This is a genomic window from Bradyrhizobium sp. UFLA06-06 (genome assembly GCF_054820065.1).
In genome coordinates this window covers 107,973-126,602 of record NZ_JADFUD010000023.1, presented here as the reverse complement: position 1 = coordinate 126,602, position 18,630 = coordinate 107,973, and the positions used below count along the sequence as shown (strand labels likewise).

At 65.5% G+C, this 18,630-nt stretch carries 23 protein-coding genes; 12 read left to right on the top strand and 11 right to left on the bottom strand.

Annotation, left to right across the window (positions count from 1 at the left end; genetic code table 11):
- Positions 1–721: 721 nt before the first annotated feature.
- From IF803_RS21100 to IF803_RS21090, 3 genes are all read right to left on the bottom strand, one after another.
- Entirely contained in the window at positions 722–2,746 is a 2,025-nt protein-coding gene (locus IF803_RS21100; protein ID WP_461193335.1) for a pyrroloquinoline quinone-dependent dehydrogenase, read from the bottom strand.
- 72 nt (positions 2,747–2,818) lie between these two features.
- Complete coding sequence (locus IF803_RS21095; RefSeq protein ID WP_461193334.1) at positions 2,819–4,270, bottom strand: caspase family protein; 1,452 nt, start codon at positions 4,268–4,270, stop codon at positions 2,819–2,821.
- Positions 4,271–4,399: 129 nt separating this feature from the next.
- Complete coding sequence (locus IF803_RS21090) at positions 4,400–4,627, bottom strand: hypothetical protein (RefSeq protein ID WP_461193333.1); 228 nt, start codon at positions 4,625–4,627, stop codon at positions 4,400–4,402.
- Positions 4,628–4,787: 160 nt separating this feature from the next.
- Here IF803_RS21090 and IF803_RS21085 point away from each other — a divergent pair, with 160 nt between their 5' ends.
- A complete protein-coding gene (locus IF803_RS21085; protein ID WP_461193332.1) occupies positions 4,788–5,240 on the top strand; it encodes a hypothetical protein in 453 nt (150 codons plus the stop codon).
- Positions 5,241–5,424: 184 nt separating this feature from the next.
- Positions 5,425–6,609: a GNAT family N-acetyltransferase gene (locus IF803_RS21080; protein WP_461193331.1), complete on the top strand. Its 1,185-nt coding sequence runs from the start codon at positions 5,425–5,427 to the stop codon at positions 6,607–6,609.
- Between the two features lie 277 nt (positions 6,610–6,886).
- Here the strand turns inward: IF803_RS21080 and IF803_RS21075 are convergent, their stop codons facing one another.
- The 3 genes from IF803_RS21075 to IF803_RS21065 form a co-directional block, all read right to left on the bottom strand.
- On the bottom strand, positions 6,887–7,525 hold the full coding sequence (locus IF803_RS21075; protein ID WP_461193330.1) for an NIPSNAP family protein: 639 nt from the start codon (positions 7,523–7,525) through the stop codon (positions 6,887–6,889).
- An 85-nt stretch (positions 7,526–7,610) separates the two neighbouring features.
- Positions 7,611–8,276: a DsbA family oxidoreductase gene (locus IF803_RS21070; protein WP_461193329.1), complete on the bottom strand. Its 666-nt coding sequence runs from the start codon at positions 8,274–8,276 to the stop codon at positions 7,611–7,613.
- Positions 8,277–8,338: 62 nt separating this feature from the next.
- The gene (locus IF803_RS21065; RefSeq protein WP_038385984.1) at positions 8,339–9,163 is read right to left on the bottom strand and encodes a helix-turn-helix domain-containing protein; all 825 of its coding nucleotides are present in this window, start codon (positions 9,161–9,163) and stop codon (positions 8,339–8,341) included.
- Between the two features lie 94 nt (positions 9,164–9,257).
- Between IF803_RS21065 and IF803_RS21060 the strand changes: the two genes are divergently transcribed.
- Positions 9,258–9,482: a hypothetical protein gene (locus tag IF803_RS21060; protein ID WP_461193328.1), complete on the top strand. Its 225-nt coding sequence runs from the start codon at positions 9,258–9,260 to the stop codon at positions 9,480–9,482.
- A gap of 32 nt (positions 9,483–9,514) precedes the next feature.
- Complete coding sequence (locus IF803_RS21055) at positions 9,515–9,913, top strand: hypothetical protein (RefSeq protein ID WP_461193327.1); 399 nt, start codon at positions 9,515–9,517, stop codon at positions 9,911–9,913.
- Between the two features lie 55 nt (positions 9,914–9,968).
- Here the strand turns inward: IF803_RS21055 and IF803_RS21050 are convergent, their stop codons facing one another.
- Positions 9,969–10,127 carry a hypothetical protein gene (locus IF803_RS21050; protein WP_461193326.1) on the bottom strand — a complete coding sequence of 53 codons (159 nt, stop codon included), beginning with the start codon at positions 10,125–10,127 and terminating at the stop codon, positions 9,969–9,971.
- Positions 10,124–10,585, bottom strand: a complete 462-nt coding sequence (locus tag IF803_RS21045) for a group III truncated hemoglobin (RefSeq protein WP_375763183.1) — start codon at positions 10,583–10,585, stop codon at positions 10,124–10,126. The genes IF803_RS21050 and IF803_RS21045 overlap by 4 nt, the downstream gene beginning before the upstream one ends.
- A gap of 81 nt (positions 10,586–10,666) precedes the next feature.
- Between IF803_RS21045 and IF803_RS21040 the strand changes: the two genes are divergently transcribed.
- Positions 10,667–11,101 carry an RrF2 family transcriptional regulator gene (locus IF803_RS21040; RefSeq protein WP_461193325.1) on the top strand — a complete coding sequence of 145 codons (435 nt, stop codon included), beginning with the start codon at positions 10,667–10,669 and terminating at the stop codon, positions 11,099–11,101.
- A complete protein-coding gene (locus IF803_RS21035) occupies positions 11,098–11,388 on the top strand; it encodes a DUF6522 family protein (protein ID WP_461193324.1) in 291 nt (96 codons plus the stop codon). Before IF803_RS21040 ends, IF803_RS21035 begins: the two co-directional genes overlap by 4 nt.
- Positions 11,389–11,411: 23 nt before the next feature.
- Here IF803_RS21035 and IF803_RS21030 read toward each other — a convergent pair whose 3' ends face one another.
- Positions 11,412–12,083, bottom strand: a complete 672-nt coding sequence (locus IF803_RS21030; RefSeq protein ID WP_461193323.1) for an SET domain-containing protein — start codon at positions 12,081–12,083, stop codon at positions 11,412–11,414.
- Between the two features lie 164 nt (positions 12,084–12,247).
- Between IF803_RS21030 and IF803_RS21025 the strand changes: the two genes are divergently transcribed.
- Entirely contained in the window at positions 12,248–12,850 is a 603-nt protein-coding gene (locus IF803_RS21025) for a hypothetical protein (RefSeq protein ID WP_461193322.1), read from the top strand.
- A gap of 17 nt (positions 12,851–12,867) precedes the next feature.
- Here IF803_RS21025 and IF803_RS21020 read toward each other — a convergent pair whose 3' ends face one another.
- Positions 12,868–13,593 (bottom strand): TetR/AcrR family transcriptional regulator, encoded by a 726-nt coding sequence (locus IF803_RS21020; protein WP_411784296.1) that lies wholly within the window; start codon positions 13,591–13,593, stop codon positions 12,868–12,870.
- A 113-nt stretch (positions 13,594–13,706) separates the two neighbouring features.
- On the opposite strand from IF803_RS21020, the gene IF803_RS21015 reads away from it, so the two are divergent.
- From IF803_RS21015 to IF803_RS20995, 5 genes are all read left to right on the top strand, one after another.
- Positions 13,707–15,110, top strand: a complete 1,404-nt coding sequence (locus IF803_RS21015) for a carotenoid oxygenase family protein (protein WP_304496110.1) — start codon at positions 13,707–13,709, stop codon at positions 15,108–15,110.
- A 270-nt stretch (positions 15,111–15,380) separates the two neighbouring features.
- The gene (locus IF803_RS21010) at positions 15,381–15,968 is read left to right on the top strand and encodes a hypothetical protein (protein WP_461193321.1); all 588 of its coding nucleotides are present in this window, start codon (positions 15,381–15,383) and stop codon (positions 15,966–15,968) included.
- A 54-nt stretch (positions 15,969–16,022) separates the two neighbouring features.
- Entirely contained in the window at positions 16,023–16,577 is a 555-nt protein-coding gene (locus IF803_RS21005; protein WP_461193320.1) for an inner membrane-spanning protein YciB, read from the top strand.
- 119 nt (positions 16,578–16,696) lie between these two features.
- Positions 16,697–16,993 carry a hypothetical protein gene (locus IF803_RS21000; RefSeq protein WP_028337138.1) on the top strand — a complete coding sequence of 99 codons (297 nt, stop codon included), beginning with the start codon at positions 16,697–16,699 and terminating at the stop codon, positions 16,991–16,993.
- A 19-nt stretch (positions 16,994–17,012) separates the two neighbouring features.
- Positions 17,013–17,957 carry an SH3 domain-containing protein gene (locus IF803_RS20995; protein WP_461193319.1) on the top strand — a complete coding sequence of 315 codons (945 nt, stop codon included), beginning with the start codon at positions 17,013–17,015 and terminating at the stop codon, positions 17,955–17,957.
- Here IF803_RS20995 and IF803_RS20990 read toward each other — a convergent pair.
- Positions 17,954–18,625, bottom strand: coding sequence for a DUF429 domain-containing protein (locus IF803_RS20990; protein WP_461193318.1), 672 nt, complete (start codon positions 18,623–18,625; stop codon positions 17,954–17,956). The two genes, IF803_RS20995 and IF803_RS20990, sit on opposite strands and share 4 nt — an antisense overlap.
- Positions 18,626–18,630 lie beyond the last annotated feature (5 nt).

Here is an 18,630-nt window from a genome sequence, read left to right as displayed (position 1 = left end):
GCGCCTCATCGATTCCCCCTCAGAATCACGGGAGAATCATAACAGCGGCACTATGTTTTCACACAGCCAGGGTCAAATGCGGCGGTCGAGGATCGTTGATGAGAAGTCCGGACTGCACCCAACACCGGACCAGTCAGAGGCGGCGAAGTTGGTCCACTAGGTGACATCCCCGCGGTCTGCGCCGCGTGTCCGCATTTCCTCTCGGAAGCGACATCTTAGAATTATGAGTCCACGCCCCAGGTTCAATTGCATCCGCAAAGAACCTGCGCTCCCTCTCCAGTTGCGGGGCAGGGCAATCGCATATGTCCCTTGGGCGGTTGCGCACGTACTCGGCCTCGTGGTTCGAGACGCGCCGCAAGCGGCGCTCCTCACCATGAGGGTCTACTATTGTGCCGCTAAACAAGACCTCATCCTGAGGAGCCCGCCAAAGGCGGGCGTCTCGAAGGATGGGCCGCAGGGGCGCTTCTCGCCAGATTTTTCCCAAATGCGATTGCCCTGCGGGTTGCGGGGGAAGATGCAGCGAATGCCGCCAAGCCGATTCAACCTGAATTCATCGCGCCTTAGCGGAGCGAGGGCGGCGCTTGCATCATTTCGGAATATTAGAAAAATACCCTGAGTTGCCCGACGTGTCAAGTTGCTTTTCGAACGCCGGCAGCCGCCGGCTACTTTGCATGGGGTTGTTTTCGATATTTTGGAGGCGCGCACCTGCAGCAGGGAGCACCTAAGCGGATCGCGCGCGACGGCTGTGCCGCCAGCGCCACAACAGCGCAATGAGGGCCACGAGCACGAGTCCGGCGGCCACAGCCTTGGCGGTGAACCGCCCGCCGGGCCAGTCGATCAAGCGAGTCCACAACGATGCCCCCTCGCCCTGACGCGGCAGTCGAAATGCCACCACGCTGTCGCCGATCGATGTGCCGGCCTCGGAATGGCCGCCGGCGCCGATCGCGACGTACTGCTCGCCCTTCCAGAGATAGGTCATCGGATTGGCGACGCCGGGCACCGGAAGCCGGCCGAGCCAAAGCTGTTTGCCCGACCTGGCATCGAACGCGCGCAGATAGGCATCCATCGCGCCGGTGAACACGAGGCCGCCCGCGGTGATCGCGACGCCATTGACCAGCGGCGTGCCGGTATTGAGCGCGATGCCGAGCGGCGCGAGATCCTCGCTGGTGCCGACCGACGCATGCCAGAGGATCTTGCCGGCCTTGAGATCGACCGCCACCGTCTCGCCCCATGGCGGCTTGTTGCAGGGCGACCCGACCGCCGACTTCGCCAGCGCCCGCGACATCGCGAACGGCGCCCCTTCCTGCTGGCCGAATTCGTGACCCGGCGGCGGATTGAAGCCCTTGGCTTGGTCGCGTGGAATCAGTGTGACGATGTGCGCCGCATGACTGACATTGGCGTAGAGGATCTGATTGACCGGATCGAACGCCGCGCCGCCCCAGTTCACACCGCCGCCGGTCATCGGATAGATCACAGTGCCTTGCGTCGACGGCGGCGTGTAAAGGCCCTCATTGCGGGATTGCGCGAGCAGCGTCTCGCAAGCCGAGCTCCCGGTGCCCGGCAGCAGGCCGGCGACATCGTCGGCCGTCATCCGCTGCGTCAGCAGCGGCGGCACATGGGTCGGGAACGGCTGCGTCGGCGACAGCCTCTCGCCCTCGGCGCCGTTCTGCGGCACCGCGCGCTCTTCCACCGGCCACACCGGCTTGCCGGTGTCGCGATCGAGCACGAACACAAAGCCCTGCTTGGTCGGCTGGATCACGACATCGCGCTGACCATCGCCGGTGTCGATCCGCGCCAGCGTCGGCTGCGCCGGCAGGTCGTAGTCCCAGACGTCGTGATGCACGGTCTGGAATGCCCATGCGAGCTCGCCGGTCTCGATCCTCAGCGCGACGACGGAATTGGCGTGCTCGTCATTGCCGGGGCGCTTGCCGCCCCAGAAGTCCGGACTGGGCGATGTCGTCGGCAGGAACACCAGGCCGCGCTCCTCGTCTACCGACATCGGCGCCCAGACATTGCTGTGGCCGGCCTCGACGCCATTGTGCACGAGCGGATCGAAGCTCCAGCGCGGCTGGCCGGTCCGCGCATCGAACGCGCGCACCGCGCCGAGCGGCGCGTCGACCCGCCGGTTGTCGCCGATCGCGGACCCGACCACGACCACGCCGCGTCCCGTCACCGGCGCCGACGTGATCTGAAACTCGCCCGGCCATTCCAGCTTCATCCCAACGTCGATCCTGATCTCGCCAGCGTTGCCGAAATCGGCGCAGGGCCTACCGGTCCTGGCATCGAGCGCGATCAGGCGCCGGTCGTTGGTGCCGGTGAAGATGCGTGACTTGCAGGCCGCGCCTTCCGCCGCACGTTCATCCGTCCAGTGCGCGACGCCGCGGCAGACAAAGCGATTGGCCGGTCGTTGCGCCATGCTGATCTTCGGATCGAAACGCCATTTCTGCACGCCGGTGCCGGGATCGAGCGCGATCACTTCGTTGAACGGCGTGCAGAGGATCAGGCTGTCCTCGACGAACAGCGGCGTCACCTCGAACTTGGTGCGCTTCATCACCTCGGGCGGGCGAGTATCGAGATCGCCGGTGCGGAATTCCCAGCCGCGCACCAGCGTGCCGACATTGTCTGATGTGATCTGCGTTAGCGGCGAGAAGCGCTGTCCGCCGCGGTCGCCGCCCCAATACTCCCAGGCGCGCGCCGGCTGAGCACACAGCAGCAGCGCGGCAAGCAGGCAAAACAGCGACCGCATCGCGTCCTCCCCCAGGATGCGATCATCAGGCGCCGCATCTCATGCGGAGAAAGCATTTACGCGATCGGCGCGTCAGTATCCACCCCTGTGATATCCGCCGCCATCGTTGCCGCGATAGCCACCGCGACCGCCACCGCCGATGCCAATTCCTATTCCAATTCCAACAGGCGGTCCTGCGGGTTCGTAGATCACGGCGGGAGGCGGATGGCGCACCACGACCACATCGTCCTCGACCACGACGCGCGGCGGACGCTTGCCCGCGCGCCGCGGCGGATCGGGATCGGCACGCTTTTTCACCGGCACGTTGGCCCTCTGCTGCAGCGGCTGTTGCGGCGGCGCGGCGTTGCAGGGACAGGTCGGCGCCGCCAGCGCGACGTTGGTCGCGGGCACACTGAGCGCGACGGAGGGCGCCGGATCGGGACGGTAGCGCAGCCGTTCGATCATCTTGCGCGCGGTCGCTGTCAGGTCGGTGTCAGGATATTGCGCGACGAAACCGCGATAGGCCGCCGCCGTGTTGGCGAGAACAGCGCTATTCCACGCCACCATGCGGCGATGCCGGTCGAGCCAGTCGCGTGCCTGCAGGCCGCGCGGCGTGCCGGCGAAGATCGCGGCGAAGGCTTCATAGGATTCGTCGGTGCCGTCGACCACCATCAGCTCGTTCGCGGCCTCGATCGACTTGCCCTGCAATTCGCGCTTCCATTCGTCGACGCTGCGTTTGGCTGCGGCCGGCGTCGGCGTGGCCGCCGGCGATGCCGCTGCCCCCGCCATGAAACGGAAGTCGTCGGTGAGCGATGAAGAGTCCCACGGCGTCTGGCGGCCGTCGGTTGCCTTGTTCACCGCGAGGCGAACGCGCTTGAAGGTGTCCTCGATCGGGATGCCCGGCTCCTTGGCCGAGGCCAGCAACGCGGTCGTGTAGGGGCTGTTGACGCCGCTGCCGTCTTCGGCTTCCGCGCCCGGCGAGGTCGAGAACGAGACAAACGTGCCGGGCGCGCCGACCTTGGCATCGACGATGGCGAGCCCATGCCCCGCGGTCTTGCTGAGCTCGGGGAAAGGATTGTTGCGGCACGCATCGAGCAGCACGATGCGCATCCGGCTCGGCACCGAGGTCAAGGTATTCAGGATGTCGTTGAGCCGAACCGCCTGGATCGGGATATCCGCCTCACGCTTCGGATCGACATCGACCGGCACCAGATAGTTCTCGCCGTCGATCTGCAGGCCATGCCCGGCATAGAACACCAGCGCCACGGTGTCGGCGCCCTTCGCCGCCACCTGGCTGGCGAAATCGCTGAGCCGTGCGCGTATCTCGTCCTGCGACAGGTCCGATGCGGCCGTGACTGCAAATCCGGCATCGGTCAGCATCTGCGAGACAGCCCTGGCGTCGTTGGCCGGATTCGGCAGCGCGGGCACCGACTTGTAGGCCGACTGCCCGATCACCAGCGCCAGCCGGTTTTCCGCCGACGCCGGCACGGCGCCGAGCAGGATCGCTGCCGGAACGATCAGGCTGAGGAGCGAACGGCGAAGCATGGCGGCCTCCGACAATGACATCGAAGATGGGTCGGATGCCGTCAGGCCAAGGTTCATGCCGTGCGGCAATGTGCTGTCGAGCGACGCCGCTTCGGATGTCGAATAGCCGCAGAGACCTCGCGAGCCCGGCTATTTCGGCTTCTTGGCCGGATCGGCTGCCGGCTTGGTGACGCCCCAGGGATCGTATTTCTCCTTGGGCTCCGGGATCCGATCGAGCGCAGCCTTGTAGGCCTTCTCGTCGACCTTGGGCTTCTGCTCCGTCTTCGTATCGCCCCCACCGCCCCCTCGCCGGCCCTGGGCCAGCGTGGGTGTCGCGAGCAGCGCCAGAACGACGGCAGCAACCGTGAAGCGTTTCATGTCAGTCTGTCTCCCCCGCCGCCGCAGCAACATCCGGTAATACCTCTACCCCAACGATAACTTGTCGCTCGACATTTGTTGATCGACAAAGCGCCGCGCGATGCGAATTCAGCGCCACCAGGGGGGCGCAATCTTGGCGGTGGCACATTAAATTCGCTCAATGGGACAGGGACAAGTACATCTGGCGGCGCTGCTGGCCGGCGCCGCCTTCATATTGAGTGGCTGCGGGCTGGCGGACAGCCACGCGGTGTGGCCGGAGGCCTTGAAGGTCAAGGCAACAGAGCCGGCCCCGCTCGAGACGCCCCCGGACGTCAAACGGCTGGTCGCGGGCAAGCTGGATTCGGTGTTCACGGCCGGTTCACAGCCGACCCATGTGCGGGTCTCCGCCCCGCTGCACGACCCGCGCGGCACCGGCTGGACCGCCTGCGTGCGCGCCGAGCTGACTTCGGTGATCGGCAAGCCGCTGGGGACGCAGACCTATCGCGTCTTCATCAACGACGGCGCGATCTTCGATCGCCGGCAGGTGGAGGCCGACGACAATTGCGTGACGCAGAATTACGAACCGGTCGAGAGCGCCGTTGCGGCGGAAGCGCAACGAAGCCCCAAACCTTGAAGCCCAGCCTTGGCGCTTGAGCCGGCGAGCCGGCCGGGCCGGCGCGCACCGGTATGCTGAACGGCCCGTTAACACGACCGCTCAAATTGCCTGATGGCCTCAACGGCATTTTCCATTTCTTTCCACTAGCGTTGCCCTGACGAACGCAAGGCCAATCGGCCTCGCGGACTGGGGAAACAGGGACGTGGCCGATATTGCTGACCAGGCAATGATCCACCGTGCATCGCGCAGGGATGCCACGGACGATCGCACGTTGCCGCCGCTGTCGGCCGCGCCGCTCAATGCATGGCGTGCGCTTGCCGCGCGCGCGATCGAGGCCAATGGCTACTATCAGCCCGACTGGGAGTTGGCGGTCGATGCCTCCGCGCGCGGCCGCACCGGCGCGGCGCTGCTCAGCGCCGCAGGCGATGCCGGGCAATTGATCGGGTTGTTGCCGGTCGTTCCGATGCGGCGGATCTACCGCATCCCCCTGCCCGCGCTGGTCGGCGCCGAACCCTATGGCACACTGTGCACGCCGCTGCTCGACCGCGACGCCGCCGAGGAAGCGGTGGGCAAGATGCTGCGGCAGGCGCGCAATGCGGGCGCGCATGCGCTGATCCTGCGCACCATATCGCTCGAGGGCCCGGCCATGGCGGCGATCCGCGCGGTGCTGGCGCGCGACGGGTTGCAGCCGCGCATACTGAGCGCCTACCAGCGCGCCCAGCTGGATGCGACACGCGATGCCGACGAATTGTTGCGCGACGCGCTCGGGCCTAAGAAGCTGAAGGAACTGCGCCGTCAGCACCATCGCCTGTCCGACCATGGCGCGGTGCGCTTCGATGTCGCCCGCACGCCGCACGAGGTTGCGACGGCGCTCGAGACTTTCCTTGTCCTCGAAGCCGGTGGCTGGAAGGGCCAGCGCGGCACGGCGCTCAGCCAGCATGCCGGCGATGCGGCCTTCATCCGCCGCGCGACGTCGACGATGGCCGAAGCCGGCCGCTGCGAGATCATCACGCTGCATGCGGGCGACACGCCGGTCGCGGGCGGCATCGTGGTGCGCCACCAGGACCGCGCCTTCTTCTTCAAGATCGGCGTCGACGAGCGTTTTGCGAAACATTCGCCCGGCACGCAGCTGACGCTGGAGCTGACGCGCCATCTCTGCGCCGATCCCGCGATCAATTCGGCCGATTCCACGGCGGCGCCCGGCCACCCCATGATCGACCCGATCTGGCGCGGCCGCTTCGCGATCGGCGACGTCTTGCTGCCGCTGCGGCGCCGCGATCCGCTGGTGCCGGCCATTCACGCCGCGCTGACCCTGAACAAATTCGCCTACGAAGGCGCGCGCGACGCCGTGCGCTTCATCCGTAGCCGGCGCGGCAAGCCCGGATAATGCGGTTTACCCTTTCGTAGGCATGCAGACACATCGGGAAACAAGTGGCTGCTGCCGTCAGGTTGGTGTCAGCTGGCCCGACTAGCGTTGCGGCGCGCTGGTTCTCAGACGGCGCGCGCCCTTGCTTCGAAAGCCTCATCTGATGGAAACATCGGATGGGGCTTTTTGCCCGCGCTCTCGACGTCCTGACGCCAAACGAAAAGGCCGCCTCAACCGGCGGCCTCTCTGTCTTGCGCTCGGCGCATCATTGGGAAACGCGGCGCGACCAGCGCCTGCCTTACTGCAACGGCGAGTGCGGTGCCGGCAGCATGATGGTCGAGTGCATCTCCTCGAGCACCTGCGTGCCCTTGCTCAAAAATTCCAGCCAGGCCGGATCCTTCATCGCGTTGCCGCGTGCGGCGGCGCGGGCGTTGAGATCGGGATAGGCCCAGATGTGGCAGACCTCGTTGGGCTGCCCGGCTTCGGTGGTCCAGAGACCGACGATCTTGGAGTATTTCTCGCGCTCCGGCATCACGCCGGTGATCAGATCGAGCCATTGCTTGGCGCCGCCGACCGGCTTGGCGCGATAGTTGCGAAATTCGTAGATGTTGCCTGATGTCGCCGGCGCCACCGGCGGGATGACAGCATTGAGCAGCCGCACCTCCTGCCGCACCAGCAGCGGACGGATCACCGGAATATACTCGCCGGTCCAGCGCGGGTTCTTGGCGAGCTCGGCGCGCAGCCGGGTCCGTTCGTTGAGATCGGCGTAGCTCCACATATGCATGACCTGATTGAGCGGACCGATCTCGGTGATCCAGTAGCCCTCGAGCTTGCCGAAATTGTCGGCGCGGATATCGCGCGAGATCGTGCTCGCCGCCTTCACCATCTCGCCGACGGCGCCTGGACGTACCGTGTAGGTGCGCAGCTCATAGATCATGATGGTCTCCCTGATTGTTTCCGATGGATGATGTGGGCAAACGAAAAAGCCCGGCATGAGCCGGGCTTTCGATCTGGATTGCGGACTACTGCGCCGCCTGCGCGTTGATCTCGGCCGAGACCTGGCGGATGGCGCGGGCGAGCTGCTCGGCCGGCTGGGCACCGGACACCGCGTATTTCTGCGCAAACACGAAGGTCGGCACGCCCGAAATCCCCTTCTCGGCGGCTTCCTGGGCCTGCGCCGAGACCAGGGCGACATCTTCATCGGTAGCAAGGCGCTTGCGCACGTCGTCGGCATCGAGCCCGACATCGCTTGCCGCCTGCACCAGCACGTTGCTGTCGGTGAGATCGCCGCCGTCGCGGAAATACAGCTCCATCAGCCGCTGCTTCATCTCGGCCGCCTTGCCCCTGGCCTCGGCCCAGTGGATCAGGCGATGGCAGTCGATCGTGTTGGGCTGCCGCTTGACGAGCTCGGGATGGTAGGTGAGCCCCTCCTCATTGGCGGCGGCGACCACGCGACCGGCAATGCCCTTGTAGGCATCGACCGAACCGAACTTGGCAGTGAGATATTCCTCGCGGCTGATGCCCTCGCGCGGCACCCAGTTGTTGAGGAAGAACGGCCGCCAATGCACCTCGACCGGCACATCGGGCACCAGCTTGAGCGCATCCTCGATGCGATGCTTGCCGATATAGCACCAGGGGCAAACGACGTCGGAGACGATGTCGAGGCGAAGCGGCTTCAGATCGCTCATGGCAGGGTTCCCGGCGGAAATGGAACCCCAAAGGTAGGCCGAAAGCGCTCCGAGACAAGCCGCTATTTCATACTGGCTGCCATCTGCCGCATCCGCTCGGCGGTCAGCTCATCGGCCGGGAAGAAGGTCTCCAGCGCCAGTTCCTGCAGCGTGATGTCGACCGGCGTGCCGAACACCATGGTGGTCGAGATGAAGCTCAGGATCTCGCCATTGAGGCGGAGCTTGAAGGGAAGCGCGACGTTGTTGTCGGTGGTGATCGGGGCCGACCGCGCCGGGATCGGATAGGACTTCAGGTCCTGATAGAGCTTGAGCAGTTCCGGATCGGCCGTTGCCTCGCATTGCCGATGCAGCCGCTCCAGTAGATGCGCCGCCCATTCCGCGAGGTTGACGGTGCGCGGCGCGAGGCCCTCGGGGTGGAAGGCAAGCCGCAGGATGTTGAAGGGCTGGCCGAGCAGCCGCTGCGGCACGCCCTCGAGCAGCGGCGCCACCATGCGGTTGGCGGAGACCAGATTCCAGTGCCGGTCATAGGCCAGCGCCGGGTTGGGCTCGTGCGCCTTCAGCACCAGGTTGATGGCCTCGCGCGCCGATTTCAGCGCCGGATCATCCAGCGAGCGTTGCGGGAATGCGGGCGCGAAACCCGCGGCGACCAGCAGCACGTTGCGTTCGCGTAAGGGCACGTCAAGGCGCTCCGCCAGTTTGAGGACCATGTCGCGCGACGGCGCCGAGCGGCCGGTCTCGACGAAGCTCAAATGCCGCGCCGAGATCTCGGCATCGACGGCAAGGTCGAGCTGGCTGAGATGACGGCGCTGCCGCCACTCGCGCAGGTGCTCGCCGATCGGGACGGGTTTTGCGGGCTCGGCCCGCGCCATGGATGCATGTGCGTTCATGGTGCAAAACCTACCATGCGGCATTCGCCCGTTCCATTACGCCTGAGGTAATCGAATTGGCGCGCCGGCCGGCTCATCTTCCACGGCACAGGAGATGACCATGCTGATGCTGTCCCTTGTCCGCGCCTTCGCCGTCCTGCTCCCGTGGCTGATCCATCTGGCCACCTGGCTCGTCGCGCGCTCGCTCAACATGCCCCAGCCGCTCGTGCACGCGACCGGCGTGTTCGTGTTCGCGCAGGTCTATGCGGTCGAGATGAGGGTCGGCAAGGCGCTGTGTCCGCTCCGGCTGTGGCGTCAGCTGCAGTCGCTGTTCCGCTGACCACCCCCATCCCAACCCGAGGAGACACTGCCATGATCCATTCGTCCCAGCTGCTGCGCCGCGCTTTGCTTGCCGATGCCGTGTTCAGCGGCGTATCCGCCATAGCGATGGTGCTCGACGCCGGCGCGCTGGCATCGCTGCTCGGCCTGCCGGAAGCGCTGCTGCGCGAGACCGGGCTGTTCCTGATCGCCTATACTGCGCTGGTCGGCTGGCTCGGCACGTGCATGTCAGTGCCGAAGCCGCTGGTGATGCTGGTGGTTGTCGGCAACGCGGCCTGGACGCTCGCCAGCATCGCGCTGCTGCTGTCGGGCGCGGTGTCGCCGAACCTCTTCGGGACCATCGTGATCCTCGCCCAGGCAATCGCCACCGGCGTGTTCGCCGAGCTGCAATATGTCGGGCTGCGCCGCAGCGGTGAAGCGGTCGCGGCGTAAACCGAATGCCAGACGTGACGAGCGGCCGTCGCGGCAAACGCGGCGGCTGTTTCTGTCAGCTCAGCACCACCGCGACGATCATGCCGGCAAAGGTCAGCGCCATGCCGATGATCAGCATCGGCACCAGGCTGCTGCCGGAAAACGGATCGGCCTGATCCTGACGAAACCATGCGCCGTCGATGGCGCGCGCAATCGCCTTCGCCCTGTTCCTCATTGCACTGCTCCTGCTTCGCTTCGCCTGTAACGCTCGCCGACCGCCAGCATCACGCCCTGCCCGCTGGCAACGCCCATCTCGAGGCTCGATGCGATGCGCCGCGCGCGATCGATGAAATGCGCCGCCGCCGCCGGCGGGCACAGCTCGGCTGCGGTCGCCTCGAACAGTTCGAGCCAGCGGTCGAAATGCGCGGCGTCGATCGGCAGCGGCATATGCTTGACCATCGGCGTGCCATGATAGCGCCCGGTCATCAGCGCGACCGAGGACCAGAACGCGCACATCTGAGCCAGATGCGGCGCCCAATTGCTGATCCTGCTCTCGAACACCGGCCCGATCATCGGGTCCTTGCGGACCTCGGCGTAGAAGGCGTGCACCAGCTGCTCGATCATGGCCTCGGTGATCCCGGTCCGCGCGACAATCCCTGCGGTGATCTGCTCGCGGCGCTCTGCTCCTGTCATGGCTCATCCTAAATATGCATTTCAAATACCTATTTAGCCTGCTATAGCTGATCCGCCAAGTGCTGATTTCGAAGGGCTTCCATGCGCCTGACATCGTTCACGGATTTTGCGCTCCGCGCCCTGATGCGGCTGGCCGGCGAGCCGGACCGGTCCTTCGCCACCAGCGAGATCGCGGCCGAGTTCGACATTTCCCGCAACCACCTCGCCAAGGTGGTGCGCGATCTTGCCGAGGCCGGCTTCATTGCCACCCAGCGAGGCGCCGGCGGCGGCTTTTCGCTGGCGCGGCCGGCGGAGACCATCACCCTCGGCGAGGTGGTGCGCGCGCTGGAAGGCGGCAGCGCGCTGGTCGAATGTTTCAGGGATGATGGCGGAGACTGCCTGCTGCTGCCGCGCTGCCGGCTAAAGGCGAAGCTTGCCGCGGCGCGCGAGGCCTTCATGCGCGAGCTCGACGGAACGACGCTCGCCGAATGCGCCTACCTGCCGCGTCCCGTCCGCCATCCCGCGAGGGCATCATGACGACGATCACATTCGCGGACGGCGCGTTCGAGATCGACGCCAATATCGTCGCCGAAGGCCTCGGCATCGCGGTTCCGCTGCTGCAGGCCGGGATGCGCTCGGGCGCAATCACGACGCGTTCGGAGCGCGGGCTCGACGCCGATCAGGGGCGCCATCGCCTCACATTCTTCTCGGGGAGCAAGCGTTTCCGTCTCGTCATCGACGAGCACGGCACGATCATCCAGCGCTCGACGCTGGATTTCGGCAATTCCCCGTTACCACGCGCGGCGCACCGGCCGAGCGGCTAGAGCGTTTTCGGGCGACGTGGGTATCAGGCGTTCAGCGCCCGAGCGGTGCCGCGCTTCGACGAGGCAGCCTTCTTGCCCGCCGTGTTGATCAGGCTGTGGCCATTGAGGTGCTTGCCGTTCAGCGCCGTGCCGTTGGCGAGCTTGCCGTTTGCCTTGGCAGCCTTCTTCGCCTTCCGCTGCCTGACCCGCTCCTCGGCGAGCTTCTCGGCCTTGCGCTGTGCCTTCCGCTCGGCCCTTTCCTTCAGCCGCACCCGCTCCGCCCTCGCCTCCGCGCGCTTCTTCTTGCGCTTCTTCTCGCAGGCATCGCACTTGCAGCCGATCGGCTTCAGATAGGCTTTGAAATAGTCGGTTCCGTAGTCGTAATTGATTTCGTCGCCCGGCTCGATGTCCTTGATGGCGCGGATGAACACCTTGCGCTTGCGTGGGCGAACGTCGGATTCCGCGTTCGGTCTGCAGGCGTGGTTGATGTAGCGCGCGACGTTCTCGCGGATCGAGCCGTCGATGGTCCAGCGGTTGGTGAGCTCGAACAGATATTTGTTCTCGATCGCGTCCTCATCCTTCTTCTTCGAGTCGAGCAATGGCCCGAAATAACGGATGATCTTGGTGCCTTTCCTGATCGGCTTGGTGGCGAAAAGGCCAAGACCGGTACGGGAACGGCCGACGCGATAGGGCTTGTTGGATGATATCGTGGACATGACGATCAAGGTTACGGCACGCAAGTGCACGCGACAGAAGTTGCGAAGCCGCCCTTCTAGGACGATTCCGCGCGCCTGTCAGGTGTTTCCCGCGTGTCTATTGAACCTTCCCCAGATTGCATATGTCAGACACAAAGTAACGTCCGGATCCCAGGTTTCCCCCGATGAAATACCTTGCTTTTGCAACAGTCGTTATGGCGCTTGCCGGTGCAAATCCTGGTCAGGCCGGCGCTGAGACGATCAGCAGCAGCTACACATCGACCGCGCCGAAGGCCTGCCGCATGATCGGCAGGCCCAGCGAGGAGGATGGCAGTATCACGAGGGTCTGTCCGGGAAAATCCGGGCTCGTGGTGCTGATCAACGAGGGCGACCTGCGCGAAGTGGTCTCGGTCGGCCGAAACCGCGAGGCGGCAGCCAGGGAACCGGCGGCGCAGGCCTGGTTCGGCCCGTTCAGCTCGACCGGCGATACGGTCGAATGGCGAGCAGCCGGCGGCAAGCCGTTTGCGATCATCCAGCGCTGGCAGATCGCCGACAACAGCGAGCAGGACAAGCGCGGCGGCCCGGTCTCGCGGGCGATGCTCGCCGTGACCCGGCTGCCGCCGGGCGATGTCTGTCATGTCGCCTATGTCGACGTCGCGGCCAATCCCAATGCCAACGCGCTGGCGCGGCAGGCCGCCGACGATTTCGCCCGCGATTTCAAATGCGGCACGGATACGGTGAAGACGGTCGGACAGAGCGGCCGGACCACGTCGCTTGTGAGGCGCTAGCCCACGGGCAGCACTGGTTATTGCCGCGCCGAGCGGCCCGCGGACAATCGCAGCATCGCGGTCAACAACATTTCCGCGGATGTGCCCTCGGGCGCCCGATCCAGAATCGTCTTGAGGCGTCCGTCGAGCAGCAGCATGGTGAAACCATGCACGAGCGACCAGGCGGACGCGATCGCAGCTGCCTGATCCAGCGTAAGCTGCTCCTTGGAAATCTGCTCATGCCGGCTGGCGCCGACGCCGCGGGTCAACCCTGCAAACGACGCCTCGGACGCCTCGTGCAGCGACGGCCGCGAATGATCGAGCCGCTCACTGCGGAACATCAGTCCGTACATGCCGGGATGTGCCTGCGCATAGGCAACATAAGCCTTGGCGCTCGCCACGCCCTTCTCGGGCGTCGTGGCCGCCGAAGCGTCCGCAGCCGCCATCGCGAGGCCAAATTGCCGGAAACCGATCGCCGCAAGTTCGCTGAGCAAACCGGTGAGATCGCCGAAATGATGCGTCGGGGCGGCGTGCGACACGCCGGCCTCGCGCGCCACCGCACGCAATGTCAGTCCCGCCAATCCATCACGCTCGAGCACGCGCTCGGCGGCCTTCAACAGTGCCTCATGCAGATCGCCGTGATGATACGGCGTGTCGTTGGCGCGGCGCCGTGGGGCCGGACGAGCCGCCGCGGTCCGTGCAACCCGGCGGGTCGGAGCCCGTGCCGGGCGAGTCGCCTTGTTTTCTTTGGAGATTCTTGCCATCGGGCCCTTATATGTCGCAATTTTTACACTGTAAAGATTTTGCTTGACGATCGGCGGCGTCGTCCCTACTGATATCTTTACGATGTAAAGATCATAATGCAGGGAGATGCGGAATGCTCGACCAGGTCACATCCAATGCGGCGCGCACCAATCTGGCGCCGATCCCATTCGAAGCCGACGCGCCATTCCTGAAGATCTCGGGCGAATTGCCGCGCGAGCTGAACGGCACGCTCTATCGCAACGGCCCCAATCCGCAATTCGAGGCGCCCGGCGCGCACTGGTTCGTCGGCGACGGCATGCTGCACGCCTTCCATCTCGAGAACGGCCGCGCCAGCTACCGCAACCGCTGGGTCCGCACGCCGAAATGGCAGGCCGAGCACGATGCCGGCCGCGCGCTGTTCGGCGGCTTCGGGCGCAAGATGCCGGATACGCCGGCCACCACGACGACCGACGGCGGCGTCGCCAACACCAACATCATCTTCCATGGCGGCCGGCTGCTCGCACTGGAGGAAGGCCATCTGCCGACCGAAATCGAGCCCGGCACGCTCAATCGCCTCGGCTATTGCGACTACAAGGGCGCAATCACGGGCCCCTTCACCGCGCATCCCAAGATCGATCCGGTCACCGGCGAGATGGTGTTCTTCGGCTACAACGCCGCAGGCCCGCTGACGCCGGCGCTGTCGTTCGGCGCGGTGAGCTCGTCCGGCGTGGTGACGCGGTTCGAACGCTTCGAGGCGCCCTATGCCAGCATGGTGCACGACTTCATCGTCACCGAGAACCATGTGCTGTTTCCGATCCTGCCGATCACCGGCAGCATGCAGCGCGCGATGCGCGGACAGGCGCCCTATGCCTGGGAGCCGGAGAAAGGCGCCTATGTCGGCGTCATGAAGCGCAGCGGCGCGTCAAAGGACATCGTCTGGTTCCGCGCCGAGACCTGCTACGTTTTCCACGTGATGAACGCGTGGGAGGACGGCAACCGCATCATCGCCGACGTGATGCAGTTCGAGGAAGCGCCGCTGTTCAACCATCCCGACGGCTCGCCGACCGACCCGCGGAAGAACCGCGCACGCTATTGCCGCTGGACCTTCGACCTCTCCGGCAACACCGACCGCTTCACGCAGACCTATCTCGACGACCTCACCGGCGAATTTCCCCGCGTCGACGATCGCCGCGCCGGATTTGCCAGCAATCACGGCTGGTATGCCTGCGCCAACCCCGATCTGCCGATGTTCGGTGCGCTGTCGGGCATCGTGCATGTCGACGGCCGTGGCAAGCGGCTCGGCCACTATCTGCTGCCCGCCGGCGATACGATCTCCGAGCCTGTCTTCGTCGAGCGCGGCGCTGACGCCGCGGAAGGCGACGGCTGGCTGCTCGCGGTGGTCTGGCGCGCCCGCGAAAACCGCAGCGACCTCGCCGTGTTCAACGCGCAAGATGTCGAAGCGGGCCCGACCGCGCTGGTCCATCTCGGCCACCGCGTGCCGGATGGATTCCACGGCAATTGGGTGGGCGCGGAGTAGCGAACGATCGCTCCGCATCAGAGCGCCAATCGTCATGCCCGGGCTTTGTCCCGGGCATCCACGTCTTTGTTCACCGGAAAGACTGTCATGGCCGGGACGAGCCCGGCGGTGACGATGCGGGACGGCGAGCGCCAAGTGCGAGAGCCACCTTTATGTTCTTGCCAAACCTTGATTTTTCCCAATCACCTCACGATTTTGACACTGTAAAGATTTCGCTTGACGCTTCCATTGCTCGCCCCTAGGATATCTTTACAATGTAAAGATCAGCCGATGAGGCTCACCATGACGATCTTCCTGATCCTCGCTCCCTACGGCGCCTTCGCCATGCTGATGCTGGTGACCTCGGCCACGGTGAGCCTGCTCAGTGCCGCCCTGATCTGTCTTGCCGTGATCGCATTCGACATCGCGCGCGGCCGCAGCATCAAGATCCTCGGGGTCGGTTCAGTCGTCGTGTTCGCCGCGACCGGCTTCTACCTCATCTTCGTCGACGCGACGTCGAGCAGCATCGCGGTGAAGATCGCGGTCGATGCCGGCATGCTGCTGGTGTCGCTCGGCTCGATCATGATCGGCCATCCCTTCACGCGGCAATATGCGCTGGAGCAGGTCGATGCCGAGACCGCGAAGCTGCCCGGCTTCCTCCGTGCCAACTACCTGATCACCGGTGCCTGGACCGTCGCGATGCTGCTCATGCTGATCGGCAACATTGCGGTGCTTTACGTGCCGGCGCTGCCGCTGTGGACGGGCCTCTTGATCGCCTTCGCCGCACGTAACGCGGCGGTGTACTTCACCCACTGGTATCCGCACCATCGCGCGGCCAAGGACGCGGCGCCGCCGGCCGGCGCGCTGCCGTCCCGCTAAACGCTGCCATAACAACATCACCACGATCATCCCGAGGAAACGGAAACCACGACGATGAAGAGCGTATTTGCCAGGCTTGCGAGCGACTTCCTCTCCACCATCGTCTTCCTCGTGGTCTATTTCGCCACCGACAATGTCCTGATCGCCACGGGCGTTGCGATCGCGGGCGCGATCGCACAAGTGGTCTATGCGCGCGTCAAGGGACAGGCGCTCGGCTACATGACCTGGGCGAGCCTTGGGCTGGTGATCGTGCTCGGCGGTGCGACGCTTTTCACCAACGATCCGCGCTTCGTACTGGCGAAACCCGCGATCGGCCACATCGCGATCGGCGCGATCATGCTCAAGCGCGGCTGGATGCTGCGCTATTTGCCGCCGATCGTGACCGAGACGATTCCGGAATACGCCACCCTCGCCGGCTACGCCTGGGCCGGGCTGATGTTCATGCTCGCCGCCGGCACCATTGCGATCGCGGCGACCGGCGACATGAAGCTGTGGGCATTCTACGTGTCGGTGGTGCTGGTCGGCGCCAAGATCGCCGCCTTCGCGATCCAGTATGTCGCCTTCCGCTTCCTGGTCGGAAGCCGGCTGCGCGCCGCCGCCCGCGCCTGATCGCCGCAGCCGCGAACTAGGCGCGCGCGGCAAGATGGGCTATACCCGCGCACGCGTTTTCTTCACGCGAACCGGTAGCCATTTCGCTTGAAAGCGCTTTACCTGGAGGGGAGACATCAATGGCGGTGGACGGAAACTGGAATCTCACGATGACGACCCCGATGGGCGAGCGCAAGGCGACGCTGTCGCTGGCAAGCTCCGGCGGCACGCTCACCGGCACGCAGGGCGCCGAGGGCAATTCCACCGAAATCTTCGACGGCACCGTGAATGGCGACGACGTCGCCTGGAAGGTTTCCATCACCAATCCGATGCCTCTGACGCTCGAATTCACCGGCAAGGTCTCCGGCGACGGCATCTCCGGCGAGATGGGCATCGGCCCGATGGGCAGCTTCCCCTTCACCGGCACGCGAGCGTAACCGCAGCACGCGCACACGCATGCGCATCCTGACATCCGTTGCCGTCATGGCGTTATCAGCCGCGACGGCTTCCGCGCAACAAGCAAGCGAAGCCGAACCGGCGTGGCGCGCGAGCGCGGTCGCGCTGGTGCCGGCCGGATATGTTGCGGGCACCTCTTCCAGCACGGATGCCGCCGGTACCACCGGCTACCTCGCGGTCTATGCCGCGAACGCAGACGACCCGAAGACGCCAGCAAGCGTCTTCGCGCCGCGTCAGATGATGGTCGTGACGCTAAGCAAGGATGGTACGCGCGCCCTGTCGGCCGAACTGAAGCCGCGCGGTCCCAGCGATATCGCGACCAAAAATGCCGACGGCGCGGACAATGATTTTGCCGCGCGCCAGACCGAACTTGACGCGAAGCGAAACACACTGCCCGGTGGCACCGAACCATGCGACCTCGGCGCCTGGTCGGAGGACAAGGACCTCGCAGGCCTCAACGTGCGCGCGGAGCCGTCGGCGAAGGCACGCGTGCTCGGCAAGCTACCGCCGCCCTACCATCTCAAGATGGGCGGGACCGAGAACACGCCGGAGGGCGGTTGGCTCACCGAGTTTCGTATCATCGGCTTCAAGGACGGCTGGTTTCTGATCGAGGGCGCGATGCCGCCGGGCAAGGCCTACGAGGACGACAAGCGCTATCCGCGCAACGCGCCAAAGCCTTATGCCGGGCGCGGATGGGTTGCCGCCAACAAGGTCGGCGCGAGCTACGCCAACGGCTACACCCGCATGGGCGGGCTGTTCCAGGCACCCTTCGTCGATGCCAAGTGGACGCCGGCGCTGCGCAAGCTCGGCGGTGAGTTCGATACCGACGACGGTCCGAAACGCATCCTCGCCTGCAGCGGGCACTGGGCACTGGTGGAGAGCCATGACGGCGTGCGCGGCTGGTGGCGCAGCCTGTGCTCCAACCAGGTGACCAACTGCAGTTAGAACCAGATCTGCATCGGCAGACCGTACACGTCTCGCGGCGGCGCTTCGGGAACGCAGCCGCATGGTTCGCGCGCAGCCAGCGCCACTGCACACGCATCCAGCACATCGTCGCGCTTCGCACCGGTGCCGATCCGCATCTGGGTGAGCCAGCGATCGATCTCGCGGAAGCCTGATCGCCTCAACAGCCTGCAGCGGAGCGCATCGCCCTCCTCCGACTTCTTGCGCGGCAAGGGCGTGCCGCGGTTCAGCCGCAGGAACACCAGTTCGGGATGTACCTCGCGGATATCGCGCGTGGCGTTCGCGCGCACGAACGCGTCGACCTCCATGATCTTGTTGCCGAGATGCCAGAGCTGGCGCGACACGCGGGTCTGGCTGCGGCGCACCGCTTCCGCATTCGCGAGATCGGGATCGTCAAACTGCTGCCACAGCCAGCGCCGCGCGCCGGTGAAGACGCGCGAGGTGTGCGGCCGCAATCTCACGCGCGCAAGAAAGTCGCAATCGCGCTCGCCGTCATCGGTCAGACCGATCGGGATATCGATCCCGGCGCGATCGAACGGACGCGCCAGCGCGTCCGCAATGTCACTGTGAAAGGAAATCGTGCGCCGGTCGCCGTCGATGGTGACGGCGACCCAGCCCTTGGAAAAACCGTCGAGGCCGACCGCAATCAACCCGG